General features: G+C 73.8%; 16 protein-coding genes. 4 read left to right on the forward strand and 12 right to left on the reverse strand.

Annotated elements, in window-relative coordinates; genetic code table 11:
• Positions 1-69 precede the first annotated feature (69 nt).
• From AC2AXK_RS04765 to AC2AXK_RS04780, 4 genes are read right to left on the reverse strand one after another with little or no spacing between them, the layout of a single operon-like run.
• Positions 70-735: a biliverdin-producing heme oxygenase gene (locus AC2AXK_RS04765; RefSeq protein ID WP_484344185.1), complete on the reverse strand. Its 666-nt coding sequence runs from the start codon at positions 733-735 to the stop codon at positions 70-72.
• A complete protein-coding gene (locus tag AC2AXK_RS04770; RefSeq protein ID WP_484344186.1) occupies positions 732-1649 on the reverse strand; it encodes a heme ABC transporter ATP-binding protein in 918 nt (305 codons plus the stop codon). The genes AC2AXK_RS04765 and AC2AXK_RS04770 overlap by 4 nt, the downstream gene beginning before the upstream one ends.
• Positions 1646-2779 carry a FecCD family ABC transporter permease gene (locus tag AC2AXK_RS04775; protein WP_484344187.1) on the reverse strand — a complete coding sequence of 378 codons (1134 nt, stop codon included), beginning with the start codon at positions 2777-2779 and terminating at the stop codon, positions 1646-1648. The genes AC2AXK_RS04770 and AC2AXK_RS04775 overlap by 4 nt, the downstream gene beginning before the upstream one ends.
• Entirely contained in the window at positions 2776-3807 is a 1032-nt protein-coding gene (locus AC2AXK_RS04780) for a heme/hemin ABC transporter substrate-binding protein (RefSeq protein ID WP_484344188.1), read from the reverse strand. Before AC2AXK_RS04780 ends, AC2AXK_RS04775 begins: the two co-directional genes overlap by 4 nt.
• 165 nt (positions 3808-3972) lie before the next feature.
• Between AC2AXK_RS04780 and AC2AXK_RS04785 the strand changes: the two genes are divergently transcribed.
• The 4 genes from AC2AXK_RS04785 (at position 3973) to AC2AXK_RS04800 (ending at position 9642) form a co-directional block, all read left to right on the forward strand.
• Positions 3973-4842: a neocarzinostatin apoprotein domain-containing protein gene (locus tag AC2AXK_RS04785; RefSeq protein ID WP_484344189.1), complete on the forward strand. Its 870-nt coding sequence runs from the start codon at positions 3973-3975 to the stop codon at positions 4840-4842.
• A 178-nt stretch (positions 4843-5020) separates the two neighbouring features.
• The gene (locus AC2AXK_RS04790; protein WP_484344190.1) at positions 5021-7381 is read left to right on the forward strand and encodes an HtaA domain-containing protein; all 2361 of its coding nucleotides are present in this window, start codon (positions 5021-5023) and stop codon (positions 7379-7381) included.
• A gap of 123 nt (positions 7382-7504) precedes the next feature.
• Entirely contained in the window at positions 7505-8176 is a 672-nt protein-coding gene (locus AC2AXK_RS04795) for a DUF2510 domain-containing protein (protein ID WP_484344191.1), read from the forward strand.
• A gap of 137 nt (positions 8177-8313) precedes the next feature.
• Positions 8314-9642 carry an MFS transporter gene (locus AC2AXK_RS04800; protein WP_484344192.1) on the forward strand — a complete coding sequence of 443 codons (1329 nt, stop codon included), beginning with the start codon at positions 8314-8316 and terminating at the stop codon, positions 9640-9642.
• A gap of 44 nt (positions 9643-9686) precedes the next feature.
• Here AC2AXK_RS04800 and AC2AXK_RS04805 read toward each other — a convergent pair whose 3' ends face one another.
• The 8 genes from AC2AXK_RS04805 to AC2AXK_RS04840 all read right to left on the reverse strand — a co-directional run bounded on the left by AC2AXK_RS04805 (position 9687) and on the right by AC2AXK_RS04840 (position 19404).
• The gene (locus AC2AXK_RS04805; RefSeq protein WP_484344193.1) at positions 9687-12089 is read right to left on the reverse strand and encodes an FtsX-like permease family protein; all 2403 of its coding nucleotides are present in this window, start codon (positions 12087-12089) and stop codon (positions 9687-9689) included.
• Positions 12086-12781 (reverse strand): ABC transporter ATP-binding protein, encoded by a 696-nt coding sequence (locus tag AC2AXK_RS04810; protein WP_484344194.1) that lies wholly within the window; start codon positions 12779-12781, stop codon positions 12086-12088. Before AC2AXK_RS04810 ends, AC2AXK_RS04805 begins: the two co-directional genes overlap by 4 nt.
• Before the next feature lie 59 nt (positions 12782-12840).
• Positions 12841-13362, reverse strand: coding sequence for a PadR family transcriptional regulator (locus AC2AXK_RS04815; RefSeq protein WP_484344195.1), 522 nt, complete (start codon positions 13360-13362; stop codon positions 12841-12843).
• Between the two features lie 85 nt (positions 13363-13447).
• A complete protein-coding gene (locus tag AC2AXK_RS04820) occupies positions 13448-15562 on the reverse strand; it encodes a SpoIIE family protein phosphatase (RefSeq protein WP_484344196.1) in 2115 nt (704 codons plus the stop codon).
• A 178-nt stretch (positions 15563-15740) separates the two neighbouring features.
• A complete protein-coding gene (locus tag AC2AXK_RS04825) occupies positions 15741-16001 on the reverse strand; it encodes a DUF6457 domain-containing protein (protein WP_484344197.1) in 261 nt (86 codons plus the stop codon).
• Positions 15998-16654: an NTP transferase domain-containing protein gene (locus AC2AXK_RS04830; protein WP_484344198.1), complete on the reverse strand. Its 657-nt coding sequence runs from the start codon at positions 16652-16654 to the stop codon at positions 15998-16000. Before AC2AXK_RS04830 ends, AC2AXK_RS04825 begins: the two co-directional genes overlap by 4 nt.
• Positions 16651-17910, reverse strand: coding sequence for a molybdopterin molybdotransferase MoeA (locus AC2AXK_RS04835; RefSeq protein ID WP_484344199.1), 1260 nt, complete (start codon positions 17908-17910; stop codon positions 16651-16653). Before AC2AXK_RS04835 ends, AC2AXK_RS04830 begins: the two co-directional genes overlap by 4 nt.
• Positions 17911-17919: 9 nt before the next feature.
• Positions 17920-19404, reverse strand: coding sequence for a diguanylate cyclase domain-containing protein (locus AC2AXK_RS04840; RefSeq protein WP_484344200.1), 1485 nt, complete (start codon positions 19402-19404; stop codon positions 17920-17922).
• Positions 19405-19436: the final 32 nt, after the last annotated feature.

Here is a 19436-nt window from a genome sequence, read left to right on the forward strand (position 1 = left end):
TTCCGATCAAGCGTTCGAGAGCCCGGGAGGGCAGGAGAGAGCCGGGGGACAAACTGGACACCTCAGACGTTAGACCCCGAGGTGGACCGCCGCGAGGTCGGCGAACAGCGCGGTGTTGAGGTCGAACGCGACGCGGGCCTCCGCGGCGACCCGCTCACGCTCCTCGGCGTCGAACGGCAGCGCGTCGAGGCGGGCCCGGTACTCGTCCTTGAACACCTTGGGCTTGGGGATCCCGGGGAACGTGTAGAAGCCCACCGCCTCGTCCGCCACGCCGTACGAGCGCTGGAGGATCGACTTGATGATGAGCCCTCCGGACAGGTCGCCGAGGTACCGGGTGTAGGCGTGGGCCACGTAGCCACCCACCCACGTGGACGCGACGGCGTCGAGCCGCTCGACGTACGCGAGCGTCGCGGGCAGGAGCCGCACCTCGTCCCGCCATCGCGGTCCCACGAGCACCGTGAGGTCCGCCTCGAGAGCCGGGACGCGGCGCAGCTCGTCGAACACGATCCCCGCACCGGTGGGGTCGGCCCGGACGAACGGCTCGGCGCGCTCGAGGGCGCTGTAGATCGCGTGGTGCTGCGCGGCGAGGTCGGCGTACGCCCCCACGTGCAGCCGCCCGTCCATGAGCGCACCGACGAACGACGTGCCCTCGGCGCGTGCGTGCTGCGTGCGCGTCGCGCTCTTGAGGTGCTCGGACAGGGACGGGGTCGTCGCGTTCTCGACGGTGGTGGTCATGCGAGCTCCTCGGTGGGCAGGTCAGCGGTGCGCGGGGACAGGGCGGTGCACGGTGCCGGAGGGCCGACGCCGTGGGCGGACCGGGTCGGCAAGATGATGGGCGCCCCGGTGCGGGGGTGCAGGAACACGTCGACCGGGCAACGGTAGACCTCACCGAGCAGCTGCTCCGTGAGGACGTGCGCCGGAGCCCCGTCCGCAGCGACCTCGCCAGCCGCCAGGACGACGACGCGGTGCGCCCAGGCGGCTGCGAGCGTGAGGTCGTGCACGACGACGACGACCGCGCGCCCGGAGTCGGCGAGCCGGCGCGCGTGAGCGAGGATCATCTCCTGGTGGTGGAGGTCCAGCGCCGCGGTGGGCTCGTCGAGCAGCACGAGCGCGGTGTCCTGGGCGAGGACCCGAGCGAGCGCTACGCGTGCACGCTCACCTCCGGAGAGCGTCGGGAAGGGCCGCTCGGACAGGTGCGCGACGTCGCACGCGGCGAGCGCTGCTGCGACCACCTCCTCGTCGTCGTCCTGTGCGCCGGTGCCCGACCACGGTGCCCGCCCCATCGCGACGATCTCTCCGGCGAGGAACGGGAAGGACACGGTCACCTGCTGGAGCAGCACGGCACGACGACGCGCGAGCTCCTTCGCGGTGTACCGGCGCAGGGGGACCCCGTCGACGAGCACCTCGCCTGCCCCGAGCGGCACGTCCCCGCACAGCGCCGCGAGCAGCGTCGACTTCCCCGCACCGTTCGGACCGACGAGCGCGACGAGCTCACCCGGGCGCACGGCGACGTCGACACCGTGCAGGATCGGTGTCCCGCCGAGCGTCACCGTGAGGCCACGCCCCTCGAGCGCGGGTGGGACGACCGCCCCGGCGTGCGGCTCGCGTGCGTGCGTCCCCGTCGCGCGCAGCAGAGGACCGCCGCTCATGCCCAGCCACCCTGGCTCGCGCGCGTCCGGCGCAGCAACCAGAAGAAGAACGGACCGCCGACGAGCGCGGTGAGCATGCCGAGCGGCAGGTCGGCGCCGGCGACGGCGGTGCGCGCGACGAGGTCGGCGATGACGAGCACCAGCGCCCCACCGAGCGCCGAGGCCGGCAGGAGGACCCGGTGGCCCGGCCCGGCGACCATCCGGACGAGGTGCGGGACGACGAGACCGACGAACGCGATGATGCCCGTGAACGCCACGCTCGACGCGGTGAGCAGCCCGACGAGGACGATGGCGACCTGGCGCAGCCTCTCCACCTCGACGCCCAGGTGGCGCGCGGCGCGCTCGCCGAGCGCGAGCAGGTCGAGCCGGCGCGCGAGCAGCGCGGAACCCACGAGCCCGAGCACGGCGAACGGCAGCACCACCCGGACGGCGGACCACGTCGCGCCGTTGAGCGACCCCAGCTGCCAGAAGACGATCTGCTCGCGTGCCCCGGTGTCCGCGACGAAGGTGAACAGGGCGATGAGCCCACCGGCGAACGCGTTGATCGCGACGCCGGTGAGCACGAGGGTGACGACCTCGGTGCGCCCACCGCTGCGGGCGAGCACGTAGACGGCGGCCGTCGTGCCGAGCCCGCCGACGAAGGCCGCCGCCGGGACCGGCCAGCCGCCGGCGGCCGCCCCACCGAGGACGATGACCGCGCTCGCACCGACGGCTGCGCCCGAGGAGACGCCGATGACGCCGGGCTCGGCGAGCGGGTTGGCGAACACGCCCTGCATGAGCGCCCCCGCGCACCCGAGGCTCGCACCGACGAGCACGGCGAGGATCACGCGGGGCATCCGCACGAACCACAGGACGCTCTCGCCCTGCGCGTGGCTGGGGAGCGGGCCGACGTCGAGCCCCACCCGGTGCAGCAGCGATCCCACGACCTCGGCGGGACTGACGGTGACCTGCCCGACGCCGACGGCGAGCAGGGCGGAGACGGTCAGGGCGGCCACGAGGAGAGTGATGAGGGTCGCGCTGCGGCGTCCGGAACGGCGTGCCCCTCCCGCTCCGGGCCCGGCAGCGCCGGCCCCGGGGGGCGCGGAGCGCGGCGGAGCGATGTGCGGCTGAGCTGCTGTGGCGGAGGTCATGAGGCCGCCCCTGCGTCACGGACGGCCTGCGCGAGCGCGCTGAGGGTCGCGCCCGTCCGCGGACCGAACCCGAGGAGGCCGGTGTCCTGGGCGGCGACGACGGCGCGGGCCGCACCCGCGGGGGTCTGGGCGACGCCTGGGACCGCGAGCAGACCGTCGAGGCCGTCGACGGACCGCAGCCCGCCGTCGAGGAGGAGCAGGACGTCGGGCGCTGCCGTGACGAGCGCCTCCGAGGTGATCTGGACGAATGCCCGGTCCAGGCCGATGGCCGTCCCGGCGTCCTCGGCACCGATGGCCTCGATGAGCTCGTCGGCACCGGAGCCCGGCCCGCCGAGCAACGAGACGGCGCTGCCCCGGACGTAGAGGAACGCCACGCGTGTCCCGGTGTCGGCGAGGTCCGCGCTCGCTGCGTCGATCTCCTGGTTCGTGCGCTCGGCGAGCTCTGCGCCTGCTGCCGGGACACCGAGTGCCGCAGCGACGGCCTCGATCTGCTCGTCGACGCCGTCGATGGTGCGCGTGGGGTCGAAGAAGATCACGGGCACGCCGGCCGCGCGCAGCTGGTCGAGGACCTCGGGCGGTCCGACGGTCGTGTCGGTGAGGACCACCGTGGGGTCGAGGTCGAGGACGGCTTCCGCGGACAGGCTGTGCCCGCCGACGGTGACGAGCGGGAGGTCTGCGGCCTCCGGGAATCCGGTGGAGGTGTCCCGCCCGACGACGTTCTCGCCGAGCCCGAGGGTGAAGACCGTCTCGGCGAGCGTGCCGTAGAGGTCGACCGCGAGAATGCGGCTCACGTCGGTGACCGTGACGTCGACGCCGTCGTGCGAGGTCACCGTGACCGGGAGCTCGGGGACGGGCGCGGGGGACAGGACGTCGAGCGGTGCATCGAGGGACACGTGCACGACGCCTGAGGTGTCCGCGGGGGTGATGGCGTCGGACGCGGTGCTCGCGCACGCCGGCAGCGCGAGGACGACGAGGGCAGAGAGCAGTGCCACTGCTCGTCGGGGTGGCGCCGCTGCGGGCGGGGTCATCGCGGTCTTCCTCGTCGTCGCGGCGCTCGGGGCGCGTGGTCTGGTGAGTCCGACGGGCGGTGCAGCCCGACCGCGGGGCGGTCGGGCGCCGCCGCTCGGCGGGCTCGGGGTAAGGATAGCCTCAGATTAGACAGGCTTCCCTAACTACCCCTACGGTGCCTCCTGATGAACACCTCCGGAAACCTCTTGCCCGCCGCCACGAGACCGCGGCGCGCGGCACTCCTGGCCGCAGCGGCCGCCCTTGTGGCACTCGGCCCCATGGCGTCCGCGTCAGCGCACGACGCGCACCTCACGGTGCCCACCGCCGCGTCCGACTCCCCGCACACCGTCGGGGAGATCGACGTCGACCCGGCCGCCGGGCTGCCGTCCGAGGGGGCCGTCGTGACCGTCACCGGTACCGGGTTCGACCCCGGGTCCGGGATCTACGTGGCGGTGTGCGTCGACAACGGGCCGGGGACCAAGCCGAGCCCGTGCATCGGCGGCGCAGACACGACCGGCACCGGCGGTGCGACCTGGATCTCCGACGACCCGCCGCCCTACGCCGAGGGACTCACGCAGCCGTACGGCCCGGGAGGGTCCTTCACGGTCACCCTGCCCGTACCGATGGTCGACCCCGTCACGGGGACCGACTGCCGCGAGGTGTCCTGCGCGGTGACCACCCGCTACGACCACGTGCGCGGCGAGGACCGCGGCGCGGACAACGTCGTCCCCCTGACCTTCCAGGGTGCGGACGGACCGGGGACGGATGACGACGGCTCCGAGGTCGCGCAGACTCCGGCAGCCGAGGGCGACGACACTGACGCGGCGGCTGGCGACACCGCCGCGTCACCCGAGGCGCACCCTGCCGGACCGCTCTCCGACGGCCCGCCCGCCGGTGCCGACGAGGGTGCCGTCGCACCGGACGCGGCCGAGTCGAGCGGCGGCCCGACGCTCCTCGTCGCAGGTGCGGCGGTCGCGCTCCTCGGTCTGGTGGCCCTCCTCCGACGACGGACCCAGCGCCGTGACCCCGCGCCGTCCATCTCTGACGAGCCCTGACCGCAGGCGCCTGCGCCAGCACCACGCTCCTTCACCCCACACGGGCCGCTGCCAGCAGGCACCGCGCCGGATGTGTCCGAACATGCTCACCCCTCGCCCCCTTACCCCCTCGCCCCCGACCAGCGCCGTCGCGCGCTCTCGACACCGGCTGCCGCGCGCAGCCAGCTAGGAGTCATCCGTGCTCTCCCGCCCACGCGTCCCGGGGCAGCGTCCCGGACGCACGACCTCCCGAGGTCGCGCGCTCGCCGCCACCCTCGTCGCAGCGATGATCGCCTTCGTCGGCGCGGTCGCTCCGGCCCAGGCCGCGCCGGCCGCTCCCGTGCTCGTCGTGTCCGGGGGCGCCGGCCTCGACCCGGCCGTCGAGAACACCGTGACGATCGAGGGTTCCGGCTTCGCGGCAGCGCTCGAGCCCGGCCGCCAGGGCGTCTACGTGAACATCGGGACGGTCGACGCGTGGCCGGACGGGACCGTGCCGGACCAGAGCCGCTTCGCCACCTCGGGCTGGGTCCGTCCCGCGTCGATCAGCGCGGACGGGACCTTCTCGACGACGGTGACGATCCCGGCAGGGGCCGCGAGCCCCGGGGAGTACGTCGCGGCCGCGTTCTGCGCGCACGCCTGCTCGGTGACCGACCGGTCGCTCGACGCCCGGGCCGGCGGCATCACGTTCCTCGCCCCGGCGCCCGTGCCCGACCCGGTGGTGCCGGACCCGGTGGTGCCGGACCCGGTGGTGCCGGACCCGGTGGTGCCGGACCCGGTGGTGCCGGACCCGGTGGTGCCTGACCCGGTGGTGCCGGACCCGGTCGTGCCTGACCCGGTCGCCCCCGGACCCTTCCTGCCGACGATCGAGGTCTTCCGTGCCGACGGCACGACACCGCTCGGAACTGACCGCGTCACGGAGGGCGAGGACGTCGTGGTCCGCGGCGCGGGCTTCGACCCCGCGAGCAACGTGGGCACCCGCCCGCCCGCGGCCGGCGTCCCCGCCGGTGTCTACGTCGTCTTCGGCAGCTTCTCGCCGACGTGGCGTCCCTCGGAGGGTGCGCCGAGCTCCGCTCGGCAGGTCGGCACCCAGGCCTGGGCCATGACCGACACGAGCTTCGACTCGCTCCCCAGCGCCTACCAGGACGCGCTCCGCCCCGAGCGCGTCTCGCTCGGTGCGGACGGCACCTTCACCGCGCGGCTCACCGTGACCGCCCCGACCACTCTGGCCGCCGACGGTGCGTTCGGTGTGCACACCTACGCTGCGGGCGGGGGCCGGGACGCGGCTCAGGAGCTCGCGGTGCCCGTCACGTACCAGGCTGTCGCTCCCCAGCCCCAGCCCCAGCCTGAACCGCAGCCGCAGCCGCAGCCCGAGCCGCAGCCCCAGCCTGAACCGCAGCCCCAGCCGCAGGGTCCCCGCCTGACGATCACGGGACCCGCGGTCCTCGACCCGTCCGTGCGCAACGTCGTCACGGTCACGGGCGCCGGCTTCGCGAGCGCGCTCGACGTCTCGCGCCAGGGGCTGTACGTCAACCTCGGGACCGCGGGAACCTGGGCCGAGGGCACAGTGCCGGCGCAGGACGGCTGGCTCGCGTCCGCGTACCTGCCGAAGTCCCGCATCGCTGCGGACGGGAGCTTCACGACGACCCTCACCGTTCCCGCGGGCGCAGCCCAGCCCGGGTCCTACGTCGCCACCGCGTTCTGCGCCCACGGGTGCTCGGCCACGGACCGCTCGCTCGACGCCCGCTCCGGGCCGGTTCTCTTCGCAGGGCCCGGGACGGACGTGCCCGGCGAGCCCGGTCCGGCGTCCGGCGTCGCCAGCACCGCGGTCGTCCCCTCGATCCTTCCTGGGGCCGGAACCCAGACCGCCCCGGCCCCTGTGCCGGTGTGCGTCGCCCGGTCGATCTCTGGCGGCACACTGACCTGGGGCGTGAAGGAGGCGTTCCGAACGTACGTCACGGGTTCTGTTGCGCGCGGCGCGGTCTCGACCGACGGGGTGGGCGGCACGGGACCGTTCGCGTGGTCCGGCGGGACGGGCACGTACAACACCGAGGACCGGCTCGGTCGCGCCGCCTTCGGGGGCTCCGTGACGTTCACCGGTCACGGGGGTGCGCTCGACGTGGCGATCTCCCAGCCCCGGGTGCAGGTGACCGGGACCTCCACCGCGTCGCTCGTCGCAGACGTGCGCACGGGCACGACGACGCGCACGGGCATCGTCGTCGCCACCCTCGACCTCGCAGCAGGCACGTCGGCCTCCACCGACCGCCAGATCTCGTGGACGGGGGTGCCCGCGACGCTGACCAGCGCCGCCGCCGCCGCGTTCGAGGGCTTCTACACCGCCGGCGAGGCCATGGACCCCGTCTCCTTCACCCTGCCGCTCGGGGCACAGACGGACTGCACGTCGGCGTCCGGCGCGCAGCTCGCGAAGTACGCGGGGCCGGGCGGTGCGCTCGCCGTGACGGGCGGTGACCTCGACGTCGCCCTCGGTGCTGCCGTCCTGCTCCTCCTCGGGACGACGCTCGTCGCGGTGGCCCGCAGGCGACAGGGAGCAGCGGCGCGCTGACCCCACGTCGACCACCCGCGTCGACCACCCGCGGCGAGTTGCGTCGTGGGTGGTCGACCCCGGAGGATGCTCACCACCAGAAGGGCGCTGCCGGGCGCTCGTCGCAGCACCAGGAGCACACCCATGAGCGCCCCCGCCGGTTGGTACACAGACCCCCAGGTCCCGCAGCAGCTGCGGTACTTCGACGGGTCGAGCTGGACCGCGCACACCCAGCCCGCGCCGGGGAGCACCGGGTCGGCGAGCTCCCCGCAGCCAGACCAGCAGGGACACACCGCTCAGCCGTGGCAGGCAGGCCAGCAGGGGCAGGCCGGCCAGCCGGGCCAGGCCGGCCAGTACCAGGGCGGCTCCCAGCCCGGCTCGTACCAGCAGCCCGCGCAGTTCGAGCAGGAGCCGGCGGGCAGCTCCAAGGTCGTGACGTACTGGATCCTCGGCGCGCTCGCCGGGATCATCGTCCTGACGATCGCGATCTTCGCCCTGGGCGGGGACGCTGAGGAGTCCGGCGTGTCCGACGCGGTCGCCGACCTCATCGACGAGGACTACGACTGCGAGCAGCTGAGCGCAGACGTCATCGACACCTTGGCCGACGAGCCCGACGACGTCAGGCTCGTCAGTGCCAGCGACCTCACCGAGGTCGAGAACAACATCGCGACCGTCGAGGTGCCCTCCGTCGGCGAGGACACCATCTTCGCGTGCGACGCGACAGCTGAGATCGCTGACGGGACGACGCTCGACGTCCGTCTCGAGCTCCTGCTCGACAGCAACGGTGACCTCCTCGGCGGGTACAGCGAACGCTGAGGTCGTCACGGTCCGGTGAGAGACTGATGTGATGCGCATCCGTCCCCGCACCGTCCTGTGGATCTCGACCGGCTTCGCTGCGGCGCTCGCCGTCGCGCTCGTGCTGTTCCTCGTGCTCGAAGGGGCCTGACCTCCTCGTGAACCGCGCCCCGGCGCCGCCCGACGGCGCGCCGGCTCCTGCCCGGCGTGCCCTCCTCGTCTGGGGAACGGCCGTCGCGGCGTACGTCGTGGCGGTGCTGCACCGCACGTCGCTCGGGGTGGCGGGCGTCGACGCCGTCGAGCAGTTCCACGCGAGCGCCGCGGTGCTCTCCCTGTTCACGGTCGTGCAGCTCGGCGTCTACGCGGGTGCGCAGATCCCCGTCGGCCTGTTCCTCGACCGGGTGGGTCCGCGCCGGCTCATCGCCGCGGGGGCGATCCTCATGGCCCTGGGGCAGCTCGGCATGGCGCTCTCCGACACCGTCGCCCCGGCCGTCGCAGCCCGCGTGCTCATCGGTGCGGGTGACGCCATGACGTTCGCCTCCGTCATGCGCCTCGTCCCCATGTGGTTCCCGCCGCGGCGGGTGCCCGTCGTCACGCAGCTCACGGGGCTCCTCGGTCAGCTGGGACAGGTGCTCTCGGCCGTGCCGTTCGTCGCGCTGCTGCACGACCGGGGCTGGACGACCGCGTTCCTCGCCGTCGCAGCGCTCGGTGCGCTCGCGGCCGCCGGCGTGCTCGCCGCCGTGCGGGACTCCCCGCCCGGAAGGGGGACGGTGGCGCGCGTCCCGGTCGCTGCCCGGCTGTCCCTGCGGCTCGCGGCCCGCACGTCCGGGACGTGGCTCGGGTTCTGGTCCCACATGATCACCGCCTACGGGCTCAACGCCTTCGTCCTGCTGTGGGGGTACCCGTTCCTCGTCCTCGGTCAGGGTGTGAGCCCCGGGACGGCCGGAGCGCTGCTGAGCCTCGCGGTCCTCGTGGCGATCGTCGCCGGTCCGATCCTCGGGGAGCTCACCGCACGGCACCCGCTGCGGCGGTCGTGGTTGGTCCTGGGTATCGCTGCCCTCGGTGCTGCCGGGTGGGCGGCCGTGCTCGTGCCGAGCACCCCAAGGCCGATGTGGGTGCTCGTGCTGTTCATCTGCGCGCTCGCCATCGGTGGTCCGGGGTCGATGGTCGGGTTCGACTTCGTCCGCACGACGAACCCGGCGAACCGGCTCGGTGCGGCCACCGGCTTCGTCAACATGGGGGCGTTCCTCGGTGCCCTGGCCACGATCCTCGCGATCGGTCTCATCCTCGACGCCGTGCGGCCCGACGGCGACTACACCCTCGGCGACTTCCGGGTCGCGATGTCGTTCGTCGCCGTCCCGTGGGTCGTCGCGTTCGTCGGTGTGCTCGTCACCCGTCGGGGCACCCGACGGGCGATGGCGGAGGAGGGTGTCGTCGTGCCGCCGTTCGTGGAGGCCTGGCGCGCCTGGCGGGCCCGCGATCGCTGAGCCCGCCAGGGGTCTGTGGCCAGGTAGCAGCCCGGGCCGGGTGGTTACTCGCTGCGCAGCGCGCCCGGACGCGTCATGCGCCACAGCACCGGGAGGCTGGCCGCCGTGGTGAGCAGCACCACCGCGGCGGCCGCACCGGACGTCGCGGCGATGCCGGCCCAGTCGAACGTGACGGGCGCTCCCACGATGGTCTGCAGCACCGCGGAGAGCGTCGTGCCGGTGAGGACCGCCAGGACGAGACCGAGCGCCACGGGGATGGCGACCTGGTAGAGGACGGACGCGGCCAGGGTCGAGCGCCGGGTACCGAAGGCCATGAGCACCGACAGCAGCCGCCGACGCTCGCGCAGCTGCTCGATGACGTTGACGAGCATGCTTGCCCCGATGAGCACGAGCAGTGCGACCGTCCCGACGAGAAGACCCTGGCGGATGTTCTCCAGCAACGACTGGGTCGGGCTGTCGGAGAGGACCCCGACGCCGAGGGTGACATCGACGCGGGCGACCGTGTTGCGCAGCTCGTCGAGCGCGTCAGGGTCCTGCGGATCGATCGCCACGAGATAGCGCGTCGACGCCTGCGGTCCCAGGGACTGCCCGTCGAGAGCGCCCGGGGTCAGCAGGACGGCGTACGCCTGCCACCCGCTGATGCTGGGGGCCGCTGGGACGGTGCGGATGTCGTCGGGCACCGTCCACCGCACTGCGGCGCCGTCGGCCCCTGGCACGGCGGGGTCGCCGTCAGCGATCGTCAGCTCTGTGCCTGGCTCCAGGGGGACCGTGCCCTGCCCGGTGAGGGTGAACGTGTCACCGTCGGTGCACCCGTCGAGCGTGGCGAGCTGGCGCAGCACGGCGCAGTCGGCCACGGTGACACCGGCCTGGTAACCGTCTGCCGGATACCCCCAGGAGTCGGTCACGGTCGCGACGTCCAGCACGCCGGGCGACCCGGCGATCAGCGCGGGCAGGCGGTCGTCGGGCGCCTTGGTCCACGTCCTGACCTCCGCCTGGTAGAGGGCGGTGGCGGCACCGGACGAGACCTCTTCTGTGTAGGCCGCCGTCACCGCGGCGAGAAGACCCTGCACGGCGATGACTCCGGCGACGGACACGGCGATCCCCGACACGGCCCGGACCGCTGTCCCGCTGTCGAGCTGCAGGCGGCGCACCCCGAGGTCCCACGCGACGGAACCGGACCCCAGGCGCTGCACGACCGCACCGACGAGCCAGGGGAGCAGCAGCGCGATCCCCATGAGGAGCGCGGCGACCCCCGCCACGACGACGAAGGTGACGGCGCCGGTGAGCTCGGTGGCCCCGTCCCGCAGCGGCAGCAGCAGCGCGATGCCGACGATCGGGAGGATGAGCCGCCACCACAGGCGCCGGCGGGGCGGCGCGCTGTGGCGCACCACCCCGAGCGGCTCCAGCACGACGCGGCGCAGCGCCGAGACGGTGACGAGCACCGCGGCAGCTGGCACGGCGACGACGACGAGCGCTGCGAGCGCCGGCGCCGGGCGGTAGTCCGAGGGGTAGATGTCGAGCCCGGCCGCGGACGCAGCGGCACCGACCACGACGTACAGGACGGTGCCCACGAGCAGGCCGAGGACCGCTCCCGCGAGCGTCTCGCCCGAGGCGATCCGCCGGGTGGTCCGGGCGTCCGCCCCGACGAGTCGCAGCGCCGCGAGCTGGCGGTCCCGGGACTCGCCGCCGAAGCGGACGGCCGTGGCGACGAAGACGGCGACGGGCACGAGGAGCACGACGAGAGCGACGATGGCGAGGATCGCCACCATGACGTCCATCCCGCCGCCGCCGGACGGCCTGCCGAAACCGTCGACCCGCAGGCCGGTCTCCGGGGTGAGCTCGTCGCTCCCGAGGTAGAGGTAGAGCTCCCGCGGTCCCGTGAGGCCGTCCGCGGAGATGCGCGTCGTGGACGGCTCGCCCCAGCGCTCGCGGAGCAGGGCGCCCTCGTCGCTCGCGAGGAGCTCGGCGAGCGCGGGGGACACGACGAGCTCGCCGGGTTCCGGGAACCGGTCGAGTCCGGCAGGCAGCGGGGCGTCGTCGCCGTCCGGCTGCAGGAGCGTCCCGCCGATGGCGTGGTCGCGGTAGTCCGTGGAGATGCTCGAGACGAGGGTCGTGCCCGGCGCGGTCGCTGTCTCGACCTCGCTGTAGTCGGGGGAGCGCGCCTCGATCCGCGCGGCGCGGGCGTCCATGAGTGTCGGGAGGGTCGCGGTGAGCAGGAGCATGGCCACGCCCAGGCCCACCCCGACGGCGATCATCGTCAGGCGCGCCCAGCTGGAGGCTCCTCCTGCGACGCTGAGCCGGAGCCCGAGGGAGAGGTCTGCGGCCCATCTGCGGATCCTTCCGGAGCGAGCCGTGGCCGGTCGTCCGGGCGGGGGGGCTGCGACGGCGCGCGCCTCGCGTGCGGGAGGTGGCGGGGCGAGGGCGGGCTGGCGTCCTGCGGGGGTCATCCGACGAGCTCCTGCTCGCGGACGCGACCGTCCCGGACGACGGCCTCGCGGTCGGAGTACGCCGCGACCCGGGCCTCGTGGGTGACGAGGACGACGGCTGTGCCGGTGTCCCGTGCGGCGGTGACGAAGAGGTCCATGACGCGCTCGCCGTTGAGGGAGTCGAGTGCTCCGGTGGGCTCGTCCGCGAACACGACCCGCGGGCGGGTGACGAGCGCGCGGGCGACCGCGACGCGCTGCCCCTGCCCTCCTGACGTCTGCCCGGGGCGTTTCCGGGCGACGTCGCTGACCTCGAGGCGTTCGAGCCACTCGCTGGCGGCGTGCCGGGCGTCGGTCCGGCTGACCCCGTTGAGCCGGAGGGGGAGAGCGACGTTCTCGAGGCAGGTGAGCTCGGGGACGAGCTGACCGAACTGGAAGACGAACCCGAACTCCGTGCGTCGCAGGGTGCTGCGCTCGGTGTCGGACATCGCGGTGAGGTCCCGGCCGTCGAAGGTGACCTGGCCCGAGTCGGGTGTGAGGATGCCGGCGAGGCAGTGCAGGAGGGTGGACTTGCCGGAGCCGGACGGTCCCATGAGGGCGAGCACCTCACCGGCCGCGACGTGGATGGATGCCGAGCGCAGGGCTGCGGTGGGACCGAAGCTCAGGGAGAGGTCGCGGGCGGTCAGGAGGGGTGGCGTCGGGGCGACGGAGGTCATGGGTGTCCTCGGGAGAGAGTCCGGCCCGCCGGGCGGGCCGTGCGCGGATGGGCGGTCGCTCAGTTGCGGACGTGCGTGGCGAGCTGGTCGAGGCGGGCGGCGGTGAGCTCGAGCCAGCGCAGGTCTGCCTCGAGGTGGAAGAGCGCGTGGTCGCAGATGAGCTGGTCGGCGAGGTCGCCGCCGCTCTTGCGCCGGGTGAGGTCGCGCATGAGCCGCAGGTGCTCGGCGCGCTGGGTGTCGAGGAGGTCCTGGGCGTCGCGCCCGGTGAGCAGCGCGAGGACGACCTTCGTGTACAGGGTGCTCTGCAGGTACGGCTCCGGCTCCTCCGGTTGCGCCAGCCACGTCTCGACGTCGGTGACCCCGGCGTCCGTGATGGCGTACCGCTTCCGGTCGGGTCCGTCCCCGGGCTCGGACTCGACCTCGACACGGCCGTTCTTCAGCAGCCGCGCGAGCGTGGAGTACACCTGCCCGTAGTGCAGGGAGCGCCCCTGGCCGAACCGCTCGTCGTAGGACCGCTTGAGGTCGTAGCCGTGGCGGGAACCGGACTCGAGGAGGCCCAGGAGGGCGAAGCTCACTGACATGCGAGCCACTATACACACGAGTTATACACCGAGTGAATACCCACGGATACGAACGGGAACGGTCCGCGAGCGTGGTCGGGCTCGGTCAGAGGTGCGGTCGTGCTCCGCGGCGTCGGGTGGCTGCGGGGACCGGCGGCCCGGTCTGGGGCTGCATCCGGACGGCGATGAGCGCGATGTCGTCCTGGCGGGTGGGTGGCAGCATGCGTTGGAGCACCGTGTCGCACAGCGCTTCGAGGTCGCGGTCGGCCATGCTCCCGAGCACCGTCTCGAGCGAGGAGAGTCCCTCACGGATGGACCGGTCGCGGCGCTCGATGAGCCCGTCCGTGTAGAGGAGCAGCGTCGCGCCAGGCGGCAGGTCGACCGACGACTGCGTGCGCTCGGTCTCTGGCGAGACGCCGAGGAGGAGGTTGCGGGTCTCGAGGACGAGCCTGCGCACCGAGCCGTCCGGCAGGAGGACCATCGGCGGAGGATGGCCGGCGTTGGACCAGCACACGGTCCGCTCGCTGTGGACGCGCTGCTCCGCCGTCTGCGACACCCGCGCGACCACGGCCGTCGCCATCGTCGACGAGCGCAGGGTCCGCAGCGCGAGGTCCACCTCCGTGAGGAGCTCCGCGGGGCCGGAGCCCGTGGAGACCGCGACGCCACGCAGCACCGACCGGATCGACCCCATCGCGGCGGCCGCTGCGATGTCGTGCCCGACGACATCACCGATGACGAGCATCGTCTCGCCGCTGCGCTGCTGGAACGAGTCGTACCAGTCGCCGCCGACCTCGGCCGCCTCGGTCGCGGGCACGTACCGGACGGCGATCTCGAGATGGTCGGTCTCGGCCGGCTCGGTGAGCAGGGAGCGTTGCAGGCCCTCCGCGAGGCGACGGTGCTGCCGGTGCAGGCGCATGTTGTCCAGCGCGAGCCCGGCCCGGGCCGCGACCTCCTGCACGACGAGGAGGTCGTCCTTGGTGAGCGGTCCCCGCTCGACCCCCGTGAACAGCGTGATGAGCCCGGTCGGCCGTCCCCGTCCGCGCAGTCCCACGGCGGCGCCGCTCATCGGCGCGAGCTCCGAGATGAGCGCGCGCACCTCGGGGTCGGTGTGGTTCTCGAGGAGCATCTCCGTGGCGCCTTCCTCCGCGTGGATGACGGTGCCGGAGGTGAGGACGTCGGCGATCGCGGTCGTGGTCTTGGCGGAGGCGAGCCGCAGCTTCGCGTACTGCGCGACGAGCGGCCGTGCGGCGGGGTCGACGTGCGTGCTCCCGACGTCCTGGAGGTGCATCTGACCTCCCGGGTGGTCCTCGTCGACGAGCGTCACGAGGCACCAGTCCGCGACGGCGGGCACGAGCACGTCCGCGATCCGGTCGAGCGCCTCGTCAGGTTCCAGCGTCCCCGCGAGCTGGGTGCCGACCTCGGCGAGGAGGGCGTCGCGCCGCGCGTTGCGCTCCGCGAGCTCGAGCATCCTCCGGCGTTCGGTGACGTCCTGGAAGTAGACGGCGAGGCTGTCCTCGTTGGGCCACGCCTGGACCTCGTACGTCGCGTCCAGGGGGGCCGGGTAGGTGGCCTCGAAGGTCAGCGGCAATCCGGAACGAACAGCTCCCCGGTAGCTCGTCTCGAACGTCGTCCCGAGGGCCTCGGGGAACAGGTCCCAGATGCCTCCCCCCAGGAGCTCGCCCCGTGATCGGCCGAGGAGCCGCTCGGCGGCCGCGTTGATGTAGGTGAACCGCCAGTCGCCGTCGAGCGAGAAGAACGCGGTGGGCTTCGTCTCGAACATCCGGACCGTCTGGGCGTCACTCTCGCGGCGCGCGGTGACGTCGAGGCTCGTGCCGACGATGAGCGGGGAGGAGGTGTCCCTCACCTGGGAGCTGTCGGTCGGCCGCGCGAGGTGCCCCCGCATGAGGAGCCACCGGGTGCCCGCACCAGGGACGACGAACCGGATCTCGAGCTCGAAGTCGGCGCCCGAGGCAACCGTCCGGCGGAAGGTCTCGGCCAGGAGCGGTCGGTCCTGCGGGTGGACGCGCAGCTGCAGCGAGTCGGTGGTCCCGTCGAAGTCGCCGTCGAACCCGAGCAGAGCCAGGAACCGCTCGTCGACCTCCATCCGGTGGCGGGCGATGTCGCAGGCGAAGGTCCCCACCCGCACCGCGGCGGCCGCGGGTGCTCCCAGATGCGCGCGCAGCAGCTGCCCAGCAACGTGAGCGTCCTCGGTGTCGCCCATGCTTTTCCGGCCCCCGTCCGCGCAGGTCGCCTCCGGATCTCCTAACCCGCGGGCGACGTGCTTATATGCCGGAGTTTAAACCGCCGCACGCTCAGGAAGACAGGGATTCACGGGTCCAAGATGTCGGAAATGTGCAACCGAGCGGGTGAAGTCTCGTCGTGGACACCTCCAGCCGTCCTCACGGGTGAGCGGGGCCCCCCGGGGCGGGCCAGTCCGCGGCCAGGCTCGCGGCCTGCGTCATGAGCTCGTCGACCGGGCGCCCGGAGATCCCGGCGGCGTACCCGACCATGAACGTCGTCAACGGCGCCGCGGGTCGCTCGACGCCGTGAGCTGCGTCGCGGGCAAGGTCGAGGACGGCGCGGACGTCGACGACGGAGGGGTCGAGCCCGAGCTGCTGGGCCAGGGCCGCGGTCCAGGCGTCGAGCGACGGTGCGGTCATGAGGGGCCTCCGGACGGGGTTGCGGGGGGCCGCGTCAGGTGTCGGACCCGCTCGACATCGTCCCACGAGTCCACGTCGGAGCTCAGGTGGCCGTCGTCGTCGACCAGCACGAGGTCGAGCTGGTCCATGACGCGTCGGAGCGGCGCGCCGTGGAGCCCGCCCTGTGCGGCGGCGACGGCCGTCGCCCGATGCAGCGCGTGCAGGGAGTAGACGCCGGCGAGCCACTGGGCGCGACCGTCGAGGCTCGCACAGACGCCGTCCTGCGGCCTCCCGGCCGTCGCTGTGCGCAGCATCCACTCGTGCAGCAGGGTCGCGACGAGCCCGCCGACGAGCGGGACGTCGCACGCGAGGAGCAGGACGGGGACCTCGTCCTCCTCGGCGCTCCGCCCGGCCAGCGCGCCGAGGCCGGCGGCCAGCCCTGCCGCCGGGCCGCCGAAGGGCGGACTCTCCCGGGTGACGAGCACCCGCTCGCGGGCATCGTCGCCGACGAGTCCGGGTGGACCGACGACCGCGACCCGGCGAGCGCCCGCCGCGGCGCCGAGCACATGGTCGAGGAGGCGTCGTCCTCCGACGACGACGTCCGGCTTGTCGCCGCCCAGCCGGGCACCGCGCCCCCCGGCGAGGATGATCGCGTCGTGCACGGGGAGCGTCATCGCAGGAGCACCACGTGAAGTGCGGCCCCCGGCACCACCTCGGTGACCTCGGGCGGGATGACGGCGAGGCCGTCGGCGAGCGCGAGGCTCGCGACGAGGTGGGAGCCGGAGCCGCGGGCCGTCGCCGGGACGACGACCGTACCGGGCGCGGTCGTCGTCCCGGCGCCGTCCCCGACGATCCGCACAGGCATGTACTGCTCGCGGCCCGCGGGCGACCGCCACGCGACGCCTGCGGGGAGGGTCGCGGTCGGGCGCAGGACGTCTGCGTGGCCGGCGAGGCGACGCAGGGCGGGGCGGACGAAGACCTCGAAGGACACGAACGCGCTCACCGGGTTGCCGGGCAGCGTGACGACGGGGATGCCGCGCCACGTGCCCAGCCCCTGGGGTTTGCCGGGCTGCATCGCGACCGGCACGAACTCCACGTCGCCGGTCGCGTCGAGGACCTCGCGGACGACGTCGAACGCCCCGACGCTCACCCCTCCCGAGGTGACGAGGAGGTCGACGTCCGTGAGCCTCTCGAGTGCTGCCGTGAACGACGCGAGGTCGTCGGGCACCGCGCCCAGGCGGACGGCCACGCCGCCGGCCTCCTCGACGGCAGCGGCCAGGAGGTAGGAGTTCGAGTCCGGGATCTGGCCGCGGCGCAGCTCTGTGCCCGGAGCGACGAGCTCTGTCCCCGTGGACAGGATCCCGACGACGGGACGGGGGTGCGCCGCGACGACGGGGCAACCCGCGCTCGCCGCGGCCGCGACCTCCCGGGCGCCGAGGAGGGTCCCGGCCCGCAGCACGGTGTCGCCCGCGCGGACGTCCTCACCCGCTCGACGCACGTGCGCGCCGGGGGAGGGCTCGACGAGCACCTGGACGGTCGCGGGCAGCCCGCCGGGACCCGGCGGCACGTCCGTGTGCTCGACGGGGACGACGGCGTCCGCGCCGCTGGGCACGGGGGCGCCCGTCATGATCCGCACGGCTGTGCGGCCCGTGAGCAGCGGATCGTCCTGCGAGCCCGCGGGGACGTCGCCCACGACCGTGAGCGTCGTCGGGGCGTCCTGCGTCGCCCCGGCGACGTCCGCGCGGCGCACCGCGAACCCGTCCATCGCCGAGTTGTCGAACGGGGGCGTGTCGGTCGCCGCCCGGACGTCGGCGGCGAGCACGAGCCCGCAGGAGTCGGCGAGGGGGACCTGCCGGGGTGGGAGTGCGGGGCACAGGTCGAGGGCGCGCTGCCGGTGCTCGGACGGGGTGCGCAGTGCGGGAGCGCTCACGAGCCCACCCTAGACCGGGGCGGTCTCCGTGGACGTCGCCTCGCCCCGGGGCAGGGGCGAGGCCCGGTGGCGGCGCTTGTGGGAGTACATGCGCGCGTCCGCCATCGACATGATCTGCTCGACGGACGAGTGTGAACCGGGCCGGACGACGGCGGTGCCGATGCTCACGCTCGCCTGGGTCCTGGTGACCCCGAGGTCGAACGGACGGGCGACGGCCTGCTGGATCCGGGTCACCGCGTCCGTCTGCAGGTGGTCGGGGTCGCCGGTGAGGACGAGCACGAACTCGTCGCCCCCGAACCGGGCCACGAAGTCGTCGGTCCGCACGGCGTCTCGCAGGCGTTGCGCCACGCCGCACAGGAGGGCGTCGCCCACCGGGTGCCCGTGCTCGTCGTTGACGGCTTTGAAGCCGTTGAGGTCGAGGAAGCACACGGCCGCGCCGGGGAGGTCGCCGTCGCGGACGGCCTGCACGACGTCGCGCACGCGGGTGTCCACGGCACGCCTGTTGGGCAGTCCGGTGAGGGAGTCGTGCGTCGCCTGGTGCACGAGCTCGGCCTCCGCTGACTCGTGCAGCCGCGCGAGCAGCGAGACGCGGTAGAGGACGAGCGGGACGAGCAGCGCGCAGCTGAGGCTGAGCAGGAGGAGGTCCGTGGTGGTCCCGGCGAGCTCCCGGATGCCTGCGAGCACGGGGTTCAGCGCGAGCGCGAGCCCGAGGAAGACGAGGTCGCCGCGGGTGAGGCGTGCCGTGCGCACCCGCCCCGACGCGGTGACGTAGGTGCTCGACGGGTGGGCCGCGGCTGCTCCCGTCGCGAGGTAGGCGAGGATCCACACGACCCCGATCCAGTCTGCGGCGGCGCCGTCCGCATCGACCGCGACGATCGCGGCGACGTTGCCCGCGAGCGCACCGAGGGAGGCGAAGACGAGGTAGCCGAGGGCGCCCCGCGCGTGGCGGGTCGCGACGAACGCCCGGACGATGCCTCCCGCGATGCCGGAGACGAGCAGGACGACGAGGAGCGCGTAGGTGCGTTCGCCCGGTGCGGCGTCGCGTTCCAGGAGCGTCGGGTGGAGCACGAGCATCCACACGAGGCCTGCGACGGCGAGAGAGATGATCATCGAGTCGGCGATCTTGCCGCCGTCGCTGCGTGCGACCTGCCACAGGACGAGGAGCGTGGCGGTGAGGAGCCCGAGGTAACCCAGCGGAAGGAGGACGGCGGATGCCGTGCCCGTCGTCGCGGCTCCGTTCAGACCGACCTCGACGAGCCAGCAGAGGCTGTCACCCGCCAGGCACGCGAGGCCGACGGCGGCGCACCACCAGGGTGCCGGGCGGGCCGGCCGACGGACGAGGAGCGTGACGACCACGACGACCGCGGGCACGAGGGCGGCGAGCACGAGAGCGATGCTGCGCGCGACCGAGTCCGTCACGCTGTACCAGGTGCAGAGCACGAGGGCGGTCATGACGAAGCCCTGGCTGACCAGGTTGGGGGTCCTGCGCTTCATGCCCGTACCCATCGGCCTGTCGTCCTCGTTCG

This window comes from Sanguibacter sp. Z6_81 (assembly GCF_057180625.1).